This is a genomic window from Mesorhizobium cantuariense, assembly GCF_042647205.1.
In the GTDB taxonomy this organism is placed as follows: Bacteria; Pseudomonadota; Alphaproteobacteria; order Rhizobiales; family Rhizobiaceae; genus Mesorhizobium; species Mesorhizobium cantuariense.
This window is the reverse complement of the sequence record NZ_JBHRVD010000001.1, coordinates 5341968-5354317: the sequence shown is the minus strand read 5'-3', so window position 1 is coordinate 5354317 and position 12350 is coordinate 5341968. Positions and strand designations below refer to the sequence as shown.

Sequence of the window (12350 nt, the reverse complement as noted above, 5' to 3'; positions counted from 1 at the left end):
TCGGGCCTTCGGTCATCGTTTCCGGCTCGGCCTATCCGTTTGCTCCGCCTTTCGGCTTGGAGTGCCTCACTAGCCTTGCCGACAGCATCACCTACTACGCCCTCTGCTGACTCCTGCATCACGGTCAGGTCACCTTGCGGTTCCCTCAGTTCCGAAGTCGGAACATGACGCAGGCCTCCCCAGGTAAGTTCAATCGCCTTCCCCGCGCACCTGCCGGATCTACAGCCCTGCCCCTTGATGGATATGGACTTCGCGACACGTTGCCCGCTCGTCCGGCCAGGGATGCCTCATATCCGGTTTCTGTTCGTCAGGTCGCGGTTTTGCTCCACGCTTCCTTCAGACACCACCTCGCGGTAATGCCCTTGCGCTTTGCTAAGCCTTCACCTCCATCAGGTTGGCAAGGGGACTTTCACCCCCAAGCGGTTGAACATGCTGGGCACACAACGAACCCGCTGCGCGGGAGGGCGCCTGCGGTTGAGGTAGAGATCAAGAACCGGTCGTCGCGCCCGCGTTGAGCAGGGTTCGGCAAGGGCAGAGCATCACAGGCTTCTTCAACAAGGAGCCTGACTATGCCTCATTCAATTCTCGAAGCTTCGATCAGCCCGTTGCGCCAGCGACTGATCGACGACATGAACATGCGACGTTTCTCACGGGAGACACAGCGCAACTATCTCCGCGACATCGGACGCCTGGCGACATTCCTTGGGCGATCACCAGACACAGCGACCACCGATGACCTGCGCCGGTTTCAGATCGAGCAGCAGGAGGACGGCGTTCCGGTTCCGACGATGAACAGCATCGTGTCAGCGCTGCGCTTCTTCTTCACCCACACGCTCGACCGCCCGGACCTGGCGCGCCGGCTCGTCCGGCTGTCGCATCCGCGTAACCTGCCCGTGGTGCTGAGCCGCGACGAGGTTGCCCGGTTGCTCAACGCCACCACCTGCCTCAAGCACCAGGCGGCACTCTCGGTCGCCTATGGGGCCGGCCTGCGTGTCGCGGAGGTGTCGATGCTGAAGGTCGCCGACGTCGACAGCGAGCGCATGCTGCTGCGCGTCGAACGCGGCAAGGGCGGGCGGTATCGCAACGCCATGCTCTCGGAGGATCTGCTCACGCTTCTGCGTGAGTGGTGGAAGGTCGGGCGGCAGCAGGGCGTAATGCATCGCGACGGCTGGTTGTTTCCCGGGCAGCACGCGATGAAGCCGATCAGTACGCGGCAGCTCTATCGCATAGTCGTCGAGGCGGCCCAATCCGCCGACATCGCCAAGCGGGTCGGGCCGCACACGCTGCGTCACAGCTTCGCCACCCACCTGCTGGAGGACGGCACCGACATCCGGATCATCCAGGTCCTGCTCGGGCACGCCAAGCTCAACAACACCGCCCTTTACGCGAAGGTTGCGACCCGGACGGTGCGTGCCGTGACGAGCCCGCTCGACAAGCTCGGCCTGTTCAAGCCGGGAGAGACCTCGCCCGGTGGCTAATCCGTGCGCGCCTCGATCGAGGTCGCCGACATCTTCCGTGCTGCCGGACCCGCCTACCGGGCCGCCCATGCAGGTCACCTGAGCCTCGTCCAGCTCAAGGTGATGTCGGCGATCGAGCATTGCCGCACCGCAGCCCTCGGCGGTCACGTCGAGGCCTGCGAGGACTGCGGCCAGTGGCGCATCGCCTACAACTCCTGCCGCAACCGGCACTGCCCGAAGTGCCAGGGCGCAGCCGCGCGGACATGGCTTGCCGAGCGCGAGGCCGACCTGCTGCCGGTCGGCTACTTCCATGTCGTGTTCACGCTGCCCGCCGAGGTCGCCGACATCGCCTTCCACAACAAGGCGCTGGTCTACGACCTGCTGTTCAAGGCGGCATCGGAGACGATGCTGACGATCGCGGCTGATCGGAAGCACCTCGGTGCGCGCATCGGCATCACTGCGGTCCTCCACACCTGGGGCTCGGCGCTGACCCACCACCCGCACGTGCACATGATCGTGCCGGGCGGCGGCATCGCGCCGGACGGGAGCCGCTGGGTCTCGTCGCGTCCAGCCTTCCTTCTCCCGGTGCGCGTGCTCGGCAAGTTGTTCCGACGCCTGTTCCTCACCCGGCTGCTCGCGCTGCACGACGCCAGCCGGCTCGGCTTCTTCGGCACACTTGCTCATCTCACCGAGCGGCAGACATTCCTGCGCCACCTTGCTCCCGTCCGGAAGACGCGCTGGGTGGTCTACGCCAAGGCGCCGTTCGCCGGACCGGAGGCAGTGCTCGCCTACCTGTCGCGCTACACCCACCGGGTCGCGATTTCGAACAGCCGCCTGATCGCCTTCAACGCGAGCGGCGTCACCTTCCGCTACAAGATCCCATGAGGGTATGGATAGCGACCGGAGCTGTAATAGAGCGAGGTTGTTTGAACTCTCTGGAGACCCACCATGTCTATTACAACTGATCAATCTGCAGCGCCTGCCGCTATCCGTGTCGAGCTTGACGCAATTTTTATCTCTTTGGAACTGAGCAAATCAGCCTGGCTGATCACCTCGCTGTCGCCGGGTGCCACCGATAAGATGTCCCGGCACACGGTTGTCGGTGGCGACATTGCCGGACTGTTTGTACGTATCGACGAACTCCGTTCCAAAGCGCTGGCCAGGACTGGCAGGCTCTATCGAGTGGTATCTATTCACGAAGCCGGACTTGATGGATTCTGGCTTCACCGCTTACTCGATCGCGAAGATTGGATAGAAAGCCATATCGTGGACGCCGCCTCGATTGCCGTCTCGCGCAAGCGCCGGCGGGCGAAGACAGACCGGATCGACGGCGAGACGCTTATCCGGACGTTGTTGGCCTACAAGCGAGGGGAGCCCCGCGTCTGCTCTATGGTGCGAGTTCCAACCTCGCAGGACGAAGACCGTCGCAGGATCGGTCGCGAGCGCAAAGTACTCGTCGACGAACGAACGCTCCATATCAACCGCATCAAGGGTTTGCTGTTTAGCCAGGGCATTCGGGGCTATGAGCCTGGGCGCCGCGATCGCCGCGAGCGCCTTGAGGAGCTCCGCACGGGTGATGGTCGCGATCTGCCTCGGCACACCAAGGCCCAGCTTCTTCGCGAGCTCGGTCGCCTCGAATTACTGATCGAACAAATCAAGGCGGTGGAGGCCGAGCGTGACGCGGTTCTAGCGCAGGAGAAGGCGGCCCTGACCGAACCCGCAACGATGCTGCTCGGCATAAGGGGGATCGGCCCAGAATTCGCCAATGTCATCTACAGCGAATGCCTGTCCCGGCACTTCGACAACCGAAGACAGGTCGCATCCTACGCAGGACTTGCCGCAAGTCCCTGGCAAAGCGGTTCAATCAATCGTGAGCAGGGTATCTCGAAGGCAGGCAACCCACGTCTTCGAACAGCAATGGTCCAACTCGCATGGCTGTGGTTGCGTCACCAGCCGAATTCGATGCTGAGCCGCTGGTTCCAGGAACGGGTGAAGCACAATGCCGGAAAGCGCAAGGCGACGACAATTGTTGCCCTGGCCCGCAAGCTGCTGGTGGCGTTCTGGAAATATGTGACGTTCGGTGTTCTCATCGAGGGAGCCGCCATCAAAGCCACCTGATGCGACGACAGACGTAAAGTTATTCCCATCCCCAGGGCCTGATTAGCCCTGACGGATCCAGGGGGACGAACCGTGGTAGTCCATGGCTCAAAGCAAGCCGCCTACAAGAATGGTCTCGTCCTTCTGAGCCCTTGCCCGCCGAAAGCGGGATAGTGGTGCAGCCGCTGGGCGGCGACCGGATGTGAGGTTGATCAGGCCCGGATATCGGGCAGTGTCGTGCAACCGGGCTCAGACCGTGGATACCGTCTTCGAATAAGGAACGAATAATGTCGCCATGATGCCCCGACTTGACGTGATGACCCTCATGTGAGGACTACCGTCGCGACGGCGCCGACCGGCAGCAGGTCATGACGCTTGGCCCCGCCGAGTTCATCCGCCGCTTCCTGCTCCACGTGTTGCCGCGCGGCTTCCACCGCATCCGGCACTATGGACTGCTCGCCGGCTCCGCCCGCAAGGCCAGTCTCACGCTCGCCCGTGAACTCCTGGACGTCGCCGCGCCGCCCGACCCCAGCGAACCGGACGACTTCCGCCCGTCATGCCCGTGCTGCGGCGGACGCATGATCGTCATCGAGACCTTCGAACGCTGGAGGCAGCCGCGCGGACCGCCGGACGCAACCGCGACGAGCCGGGAGAACGTCCCATGACCCGGCATGGTATCCAGCGTTCAGCCGCAGGCACTCAGCCTCCGGCAATGGACCCACGCGTGTTCTTGGTAATGGTTGACCCCGACAGGCGCGCCTCCGGACCAGCGCCCGGCCGACAACACCGCGCGGAGGCACAACGAGGCGGCCTGTTCGCGCCCATCCCCGCGCTTCCCGTCGGCGGGCGCGCCATCGCCGACACCGGCCGAAATCCGAAATCCCCATAGCCACCGCCTGTGGCCCGCGGGTTCCTTCCTCGGGGACTTTCGTACGCCTGCCGGCGCCCGAAACTCTTCACGATTGCGGACAGGCCGCTTTGGGCTGGGATACAAGAGAGCAGACATTCAGGTCGTCGCGAACATCGTCGTGACCTGACCCAAATCACGATGTTCACTCCGGCCAGTGGAATGTCGGGATTTGGCGCGCGATTCCGACCTCAGCGAACGAAGTTATGACACGCCATTCAAGCGAAGGATCGCTTCGCCAATTGCACTGTAATCACAGCCGAGATACTCGCGCTTGCCGAAGGGGCTGTCGGCTCTGACGGGATTAGCGTAAGCTACCGACAGGGATGCACACATGCACCGCATCATCGCCATAGCGATCTTAGTTCTCGCGGCCGTGTTCAGTTCCGCGCGAGCGGAGGTGCTGGTCGGGGTCTCGGCTGCGATGACAGGACGGCTTGCCTGGATCGGCGAGCAGGGACAGCGCGGCGCGGAGATGGCGGTGGCCGACGTCAACGCGGCGGGCGGCGTGCTCGGCCAGAAGGTGAGGCTCATCTCGGTCGACGATTTCTGCGATCCCGAGCAAGCGGTGGCGGCCGCCCAGAAGCTGGTGGCTGACGGGGTGGTGCTCGTCGTCGGGCATTATTGCTCCGGGGCCTCGATCCCCGCATCAAAAGTGTACGAGGAGGCGGGCGTCGTCGAAATATCCCCGGGCTCGACCAATCCGCAGCTGACCGAACAGGGCCGTGGCAATGTCTTTCGCACCATTGGCCGCGACGACGTGCAGGGTTTCATCGCCGGCAACTACCTTGCCGATCGCTGGGGCGACAAGAAGATTGCAATCCTCCACGACAATTCGACCTATGGGAAGGGTCTCGCCGACGAGACCAGGAAGCAGCTGAACAAACGGGGCGTGACTGAAGCCGTTTACGACACCTACACGCCCGGGAAGGATGACTATTCAGCCGAGGTCGCTGCGTTGCAGACCGCCGGCGTCTCCGCCTTGTATATGGGTGGGTATCATGCCGAGGTTGCGCTGATTGCTCGCGCTGCACACGACCGTGGCTACACGGTTCAGCTCATATCCGGAGATGCCTTGGCGACCGAGGAATTTGCCCTGATCGCAGGCTCAGCGGCGGAGGGAACCCTGTTCACCTTCCCGGCGGATCCGCGGAGAAATGCCGGCGCGGCCGCGATCGTGGAGCAGTTCCGTGCAGAGAACTTCGAGCCCGCGGGCTACACGCTGTTGAGCTACTGCGCGGTCCAGGTCTGGGCCCAGGCGGTCGCGAAGGCAGGTTCGCTGGAGCCGAAGGCGGTCATCGCGACACTGCACGAACAGCAATTCGACACCGTCATTGGCCGGATCGATTTCGACGACAAGGGCGACCTCACGAGGCAGAGCTGGGTTTGGTACGTCTGGCGGGGCGGGGAGTACGTGCCGGTTGAATAGGGTTCGCCGATCGCCGGCGTGCCGCCTGAGACGTCTAGTCTGATGCAGACCAGTGTGGCAGGATTGTTCCGACTCACCGCGATGCTTGAACGCCTTGGCATACGCGGCCGGCTGTTGCTCGCCTTTTTCGGGATCAGCACCCTTGCGGTGCTGGCAACCGCTGCAGCGCTTTATGCCTTCCTCCAAGTCGGCGACGTCGTCGACCGAATTACCACGGATCGGGTGCCGTCGGCGCTGGCCTCCCTCCAGCTGTCGCGCCAGGCCGAACGGGTCGCCGCTGCCGCGCCATCGGTGCTGGCGGCGACAAGCAGGGCTCAGCACAGCGAGGTCTCGGCTGCCGTCGCGCTCGAGATGTCCCGCCTCGAGGCCCTGCGCACGGACCTCAGGGATGCCACGCTGGGCACAGTGCCTTTGGCCGAGATCGAGGAAGCCGCGGTTGTTCTGAGGCGCAACCTGAAGGAGCTCGACTCTCTGGTTGTCGCCCGGCTCGACGTAGTCGCCCGCAAGGAGGAGCTCCTGAACCGCCTCGCCGCGACGACGACCGGAAGCCACCGCCTTCTGGCCACCGGCATCCTGGTGATGGATTCTAGGCTCCCGCAATGGCGGGCGGTCGCGGCCGATACGTCGCTGTCGCCCGATCGACGCGCAGCGGCAATGGCCGACCTGGTCCAGGCGATTGCGGCCTACATCCCCCAACAGAAGGCGCTGCTGGAGATCTCGGCGGTCAACGACGCGCTGGTGAAGGCCGCGACAGCGCCGACGCAGGGCGACCTGGAGTTGATCCTGTTTCCGCTGCGCCGCTCGCTTGCCGCTTTGGAAACGGCTTCCTCGGAAATCGACGAAAAGCTGCAGACCCGTTTCCGGCAGCGGGTGGACGAGTTCAAGGCACTAACCGATGGTGAGAACAGCATCCCGAAGGCACGGGAGGAGGAGCTTGCGGTCCTCGCGCAGGGCGAAAAGCTTCTGGCCGAAAACAATCGGCTGTCGCGCAGTCTTACCGCTGCCGTCGACCGTCTTGTCGCAGCAGCGGACCGCGAGATCGCTGCCTCCGGTCGCGAAGCCGCGCTCGTCCAGCGCTACGGCACCGGAGTTGTCCTCGGCTCCGCCTTTCTCAGCCTGTTGAGCTCGGTTCTGGTCGTCTGGCTCTATGTCGACCGCAGCCTTCTCGCCCGTCTGGGAGCGGTGAGCCAGGGCATGCTCGCGATCGCGCGCGGCGATCTTCATGCGCCGCTGCCGGCCGCGGGCAGCGACGAAATCGGGCGCATGGCCGAGGCGCTGAGCCTCTTCCGGGATACCGCTGTCGAGGTCGAGGAAAAGAACCTGCGCGACGTTGCAGAAGCGCGTCAGCGGCTAGTCGATGCCATCGAAAGCATTTCCGAAGGTTTCGCTCTCTATGACAGAGAGGACTGGCTTGTCCTTAGCAACAGCCGCTACCGCGAACTGCTATACGCCGGTCTGGAGGCCGAGCTAACCCCTGGCACGGCATTCGAGGAGATCATTCGCCGATCCGCCGAGCGCGGCTACATCAGGGATGCCGAGGGGCGGGTCGATGAGTGGGTTGCCGAGCGCCTGTGGCGGCACCGCAACCCCGGCGAACCATGGGTGCAGCGGCGGGGCGACGGACGATGGATCATGATAAGCGAGCGGCGGATCAGCGCCGGCGGCACGGTCGCCGTCTATTCGGACATCACCGAGCTGAAGCAAAGGGAGGAGAACCTCGCCGAGAAGTCCACTGCCCTAGAGGCGCTTTCCAGCAAGCTGGCCAAATATCTGGCGCCCCAAGTGTACAGCTCGATATTCACCGGCCGCCAAGACGTTAGAATCGCCAGTCAGCGCAAGAAGCTGACCATATGCTTCTCCGACATCGCCGGCTTTACCGAGACCACCGACAGGATGGAGTCCGAGGATCTCACCCAGCTCCTCAATCACTACCTGACGGAAATGTCGAAAATCGCGTCGGATCATGGTGCCACGATCGACAAGTACGTCGGCGACGCGATCCTGATGTTTTTCGGCGACCCTGAGACGCGCGGCGTCAAGGAGGACGCGCTGGCTTGCGTACAGATGGCGCTTGCCATGCAAAAGCGGATCAGCGAGCTTACCGAAGTCTGGCGGGACATGGGGATCGAAACACCGCTGCGCTGCCGCATCGGCATCCATACCGACTACTGCACCGTCGGTAACTTCGGCAGCGAGGACCGGATGGACTACACGATAATCGGCGGCGCCGTGAATCTCGCCTCGCGCCTGGAACAGGAGGCGGCACCGGGGGCCATCCTCATTTCCTACGAGACGTTTGCGCAAGTGAAGGACACGATCGATTGTGAGGAGATGGGGCACGTCCAGGTCAAGGGGATCGCCTATCCCGTCGCCACCTACCGCGTCATCGATCTGAAGGCCAATCTAGCGGGCGCTTGTCGCGCTGTTCGAACCGAGCTGCCGCACTTCAGGCTGGAACTTGAACCGGAGCTGATGTCCGCCGACGAGCGTGGCGGTGCCGCCACTGCGCTTCGAGACGCGCTGGATCGGCTTTCCCACAAGTCCGGGCAGTAGGGCTTGGTTCACAACGACCCTCCCAATGGACGCAAGGAGTAGGATGTGGGACACCGCTTATTGGCGCTGTCGATGCGAAGGCCGCAGAACGGTCGCGGTTAGTCTTTGAACTCGGGCGAGGGTCCGCATCGGAGCCGAAACTTAACATTCGCGGCATTACTGGCAAGGCCCGAAGGTGGCGCCACCACGACCTCCAGCGCGGTCGCCTGCGATGTCAGCTTTCAGGAAACGGCAAAGCTGATCTAGACGGCCGAGATGCGGCGCGTAGCAGACAGTCGGCCGCTTGAACATCAGCGATTGGCGGACATTCAAGTCGGGTCGGTAAGGAGGGGCATGATGTCGACGCCGTCGGCCGGGAAGACCGTGAAATGCGGGTGATTCTCGAACTGGCGGGCGGCTGCATCGATGGTATCGGCCTCGACAACAATGTAGCCGCAGAACGGATTCACGCCGTCGGTAATGCCGTCCCTGGTTACGCGCGTCGTCTTGCCGACCATGCCGCCCCGATCGGCGAGAAACGCGGCTTGTCTCTCCTCCCAGTCCGCCCATTGCCTTAAGCCGATGGCATCAATCGCATTCTGCTCGGGCTTGGGCAGGCTGCGAAAGCGGGTGAGGTCTTCGGGCTTCATGGTGTAGACGGCAAGAAAGCGGGGCATGCGGCGGTCTTCGTGCTGGGAGAGAGGACCCCAGCCTAATGTCCAAGGTCAGCGCCATTGTCCCTCCCTCTTCGATTCAGCCTTGCGGCTGCGAAGACGCAGACACATTTTCAGCCTTCGGCGGCTGTGTCCAGACACACTCCGCCGACCGCGGTTCGCGGCGGTCGAGGGTCTCGCTCATGATCTCTACCCTGTCGGCGATTTCTCGCGCAGGCTGCAATCCTGTGCAAATTCAGACGGGCTGCGCCGGCGGAAAACAGGCATCGAAAGCGGCATCGACAATGGCCAGCTTGGCGGCCTGGACGGTCATGTATTCCTGGTAGAAGGTGTTCGACACCCACATCACCGAATGGCCGCGCTGGCCGAGCCAGCCGATGCTGCCGAGATTTTCGGCAGCGCGCAGCTTGCGGGCAAGGTGGGTCCGCGACAGCTTGAGCCATTTGGCGAAATCTCCGATCGAGACGATGCTGGTCGGAATCCGGTCCAGGCCGGCATGATCGGGGTCGATGCCCGACATCAGCCAATCCATGACGATGCCGCCATTGTTGAGCCAGATGAACAGGGAAAAGGTCTGGTTGGGTTCGCGCACCGGCTTGGACGAAAGCAGGCCGTCCGCCACCAGGGGCTGCAGCCTGGCAACCATGTCGGGGTGCTCCAGGAACCTGGCCAGCCGGTCGGCCCCGTCGAGGCGATCCAGCGTCCGCAGATGGGCCAAGACCCAACCGGTGAAGGTGCGCACGGTTGCCGCCGTCGGTTGCAAGGGATGTGTGCGCCCATCCCCGCCTGAAACATACTCGGCGATGTTGTAGTGCAGCATCTCCTTGATGAAAGCGTCGGCGGTGTTGCGGCTGGCCACTGAATGCTGGTGCACGACCTCGATGAAACGCGACACAGTCAGCTCTTTGCGGCGGTCGAGCGGGTCACGCCTGAAATGCATGGCAAGGCCGACATGGCCCATCAGCCAACGCTGCTGCGTGGCAAAAATCGCGGCCAGCCGCGGGCTGTCCTGATAGATCTGGATCAGCGCCAGCGACTGCTCCTGAACGTAGCGATGCAACGCCGGATGACCGGCAATGTCTTCCAATTTCAGCGCCATCCTCCTTGTGTTGCGATTCAACTCCAAAAGTGGAGTTGCGTTCCCCATTTTTCAGCCTTCCACAGCTGTGTCCAGAGGGTAGCAAATGTGGAGAATAGGCCCTGTCCGGTAGCGACCAGTTCATGACGCAGCGTGCTAACTGATTGCTATAGCTTGGAAAACCCCTCCCAATAATAGTCAGCCGGACGGCACCCCGTTGAATTGACGTTCACCAGAGCCAGGCATAGTTTCCGCGTCATCCGAGCGGCGGGGACACGCCTTTCCGGAAATGAGTTCGAAAGCAGCGGTGAATTGACGAGCGATGAGATCTCGCGCGGTGGCGAAGCTTTGCCGCGTTCTACCTCGAAAGACGAGTGATTGAGTGAAGTATACAAGCAAGATCGCGATTGGCAGAAATAACGACTGCCACCCAATTTTCGGTGGGCTGGCAGCCCGTGGGGGATGGTTGATCCTGCTTGTTGCCTCGGCGTGCCTGTGGCTTCAAGCCGGTGCGTTTGCGCAGACAGCCAGCCAGATCACGCCGCCAAGCTTCCGGCCGCCGCCACAAGTCAACACGGCAGGCGTTTCCATTCCCGAAGGTGTGGGCCTCGAGGCGCCGGCGGGTGCCGAGAAGCTCAAGGTCAAGCTCACGGATGTCAGCGTCGAAGGCGGCTTGCCCGACATGGCTGATGCAACACGCAAGATCGTTGCGGGCCTTGCGCACCGCACGGTGACGGCGGCTGAAATCTTTGCCGCCGCGCGAAAGCTCGAAACCGAATATGGCCGGGCCGGCTATGCGCTGGTGCGGGTCGTGCTGCCGGCGCAGAAGCTCAACGACGGCGCAAGACTTCGGCTGGTCGTCGTCGATGGTTTTCTCGAGCGGATCGACACCAGCAATCTGCCCGGGCGGATACGCGGACGGGTCGAGGCAACGCTGGCGCCGCTCGTCGGACAAAAAAGCATCAAGCTGTCGGCGATCGAGCGCAAGCTTCTGCTGGCCGGCGATACGCCCGGCGCCAGGCTGCGTTCGACCTTGCAGGCCGGGACAGCCAAAGGCGCCAGCGTGCTGGTCATCGACGGCAAATATCGCCCGATCGGCGGACAGGCGACCGTGGACAACTCGCTGTCGCCGTCGCTGCAGCGCTGGTCGACGGGCATCGGCGTCGATTTCGACTCGTTGCTCGGCCTCGGCGAACTCGTCTATATCAGGGCCGGCGGCTACCCCGATGGCGGCGAGAGCGGCCTGTTCACGGACGGACCACTCAATCGCAACTATGCCGCCGGTATCGTCGTGCCGATCGGCTATGACGGGCTGACGCTGAACCTCGAAGCCAGCCGCACACAAGCCAATCCGACCGCCGAACCCGGCACGCTCGGCTTCGGCAGCGCCTTCGAGCGTTATTCGGCGCGGCTTCGCTATCCCTGGATCCGCAGCCGCGCGCTCACCATCAGCACCGAACTGTCCTTCGACGTGCAGAACGACACGCTCGACGCGGTAACGCCGATTTCGCTGCCGATCGCCGAGGACCGGCTGCGCATTGCCCGGCTCGGCCTTGACGGCACCTGGTTTACGCCGCTTGGCGGCGTCTTCATCGGCAATGTCGTGGCGTCCTTCGGCATTGACGGGCTGGGCGCCCGTTCAGCCGCCGATGCCACGCCGCTGCTGCCGCTGTCGCGCCAAGGGGCGGACGCCGCGTTCCAGAAGCTGGAGGTCTCCGCCAGCTACAGCCAGCCGCTCTCCGCCCATCTCGGTCTCGATCTCTACGCCCGTGCGCAGACCTCGTTCGGCAAGCCGCTGCTGCAGTCGGAACAGATCGGGCTGGTCGGGGCGAACGGCCTTTCGAGCTTCGACGCCGGCGCGCTGCAGGGTGATTCCGGCTACGTGCTGCGCGGCGAGCTGTCCTCCCCCTGGTACGTGCCGTTCACCGGCGGCATCGTTTCGCTTTCGCCCTACGTCTTCGGCGCCGTCGGCCAGGTGCATCTCGAAATGCCGACCGCGCTCGAGACGGCCAACATCGTCGGCGCGTCATACGGACTTGGCCTGAAAGTCGGCACGGCACTCGCGGGTGACGCGACCAACGCCAGCCTGACGCTGGAATGGGGCCGCCAGCATCGCGACGATCATCTGCCGATCAGCGATCGCTTTTCGCTCAGCGGCGCCGTCCAGTTCTAGAGA

7 protein-coding genes and 2 pseudogenes are annotated in these 12350 nt (G+C 63.4%); 7 read left to right on the top strand and 2 right to left on the bottom strand.

Going from position 1 to position 12350, the window contains the following annotated elements; all coding sequences use genetic code 11:
- The first annotated feature begins 569 nt into the window (after positions 1-569).
- The 6 genes and pseudogenes from ACFOJ9_RS26100 (at position 570) to ACFOJ9_RS26075 (ending at position 8443) form a co-directional block, all read left to right on the top strand.
- Positions 570-1478: a tyrosine-type recombinase/integrase gene (locus ACFOJ9_RS26100; protein WP_378982693.1), complete on the top strand. Its 909-nt coding sequence runs from the start codon at positions 570-572 to the stop codon at positions 1476-1478.
- Positions 1479-1481: 3 nt separating this feature from the next.
- Positions 1482-2333, top strand: a pseudogene (locus ACFOJ9_RS26095) (IS91 family transposase); the annotation flags it as partial.
- A 72-nt stretch (positions 2334-2405) separates the two neighbouring features.
- Positions 2406-3575 carry an IS110 family transposase gene (locus ACFOJ9_RS26090; RefSeq protein ID WP_378977626.1) on the top strand — a complete coding sequence of 390 codons (1170 nt, stop codon included), beginning with the start codon at positions 2406-2408 and terminating at the stop codon, positions 3573-3575.
- 308 nt (positions 3576-3883) lie between these two features.
- Positions 3884-4219: pseudogene (locus ACFOJ9_RS26085) on the top strand (transposase); the annotation flags it as partial.
- Between the two features lie 576 nt (positions 4220-4795).
- A complete protein-coding gene (locus ACFOJ9_RS26080; protein WP_378982690.1) occupies positions 4796-5890 on the top strand; it encodes a branched-chain amino acid ABC transporter substrate-binding protein in 1095 nt (364 codons plus the stop codon).
- Between the two features lie 81 nt (positions 5891-5971).
- Positions 5972-8443: an adenylate/guanylate cyclase domain-containing protein gene (locus ACFOJ9_RS26075; RefSeq protein ID WP_378988072.1), complete on the top strand. Its 2472-nt coding sequence runs from the start codon at positions 5972-5974 to the stop codon at positions 8441-8443.
- 308 nt (positions 8444-8751) lie between these two features.
- Here the strand turns inward: ACFOJ9_RS26075 and ACFOJ9_RS26070 are convergent, their stop codons facing one another.
- A complete protein-coding gene (locus tag ACFOJ9_RS26070) occupies positions 8752-9099 on the bottom strand; it encodes a hypothetical protein (protein WP_378982687.1) in 348 nt (115 codons plus the stop codon).
- 232 nt (positions 9100-9331) lie between these two features.
- Positions 9332-10195 (bottom strand): hypothetical protein, encoded by an 864-nt coding sequence (locus ACFOJ9_RS26065; RefSeq protein ID WP_378982684.1) that lies wholly within the window; start codon positions 10193-10195, stop codon positions 9332-9334.
- A 445-nt stretch (positions 10196-10640) separates the two neighbouring features.
- On the opposite strand from ACFOJ9_RS26065, the gene ACFOJ9_RS26060 reads away from it, so the two are divergent.
- Positions 10641-12347: a ShlB/FhaC/HecB family hemolysin secretion/activation protein gene (locus tag ACFOJ9_RS26060; RefSeq protein ID WP_378982681.1), complete on the top strand. Its 1707-nt coding sequence runs from the start codon at positions 10641-10643 to the stop codon at positions 12345-12347.
- Positions 12348-12350: the final 3 nt, after the last annotated feature.

What these genes read in the sequence shown, in the direction of transcription:
- ACFOJ9_RS26100 (WP_378982693.1), top strand. Translation starts at nt 570, where the DNA reads ATGCCTCATTCAATTCTCGAAGCTTCGATCAGCCCGTTGCGCCAGCGA.
- ACFOJ9_RS26090 (WP_378977626.1), top strand. Translation starts at nt 2,406, where the DNA reads ATGTCTATTACAACTGATCAATCTGCAGCGCCTGCCGCTATCCGTGTC.
- ACFOJ9_RS26080 (WP_378982690.1), top strand. Translation starts at nt 4,796, where the DNA reads ATGCACCGCATCATCGCCATAGCGATCTTAGTTCTCGCGGCCGTGTTC.
- ACFOJ9_RS26075 (WP_378988072.1), top strand. Translation starts at nt 5,972, where the DNA reads ATGCTTGAACGCCTTGGCATACGCGGCCGGCTGTTGCTCGCCTTTTTC.
- ACFOJ9_RS26070 (WP_378982687.1), bottom strand. Translation starts at nt 9,099, where the DNA reads ATGCCCCGCTTTCTTGCCGTCTACACCATGAAGCCCGAAGACCTCACC.
- ACFOJ9_RS26065 (WP_378982684.1), bottom strand. Translation starts at nt 10,195, where the DNA reads ATGGCGCTGAAATTGGAAGACATTGCCGGTCATCCGGCGTTGCATCGC.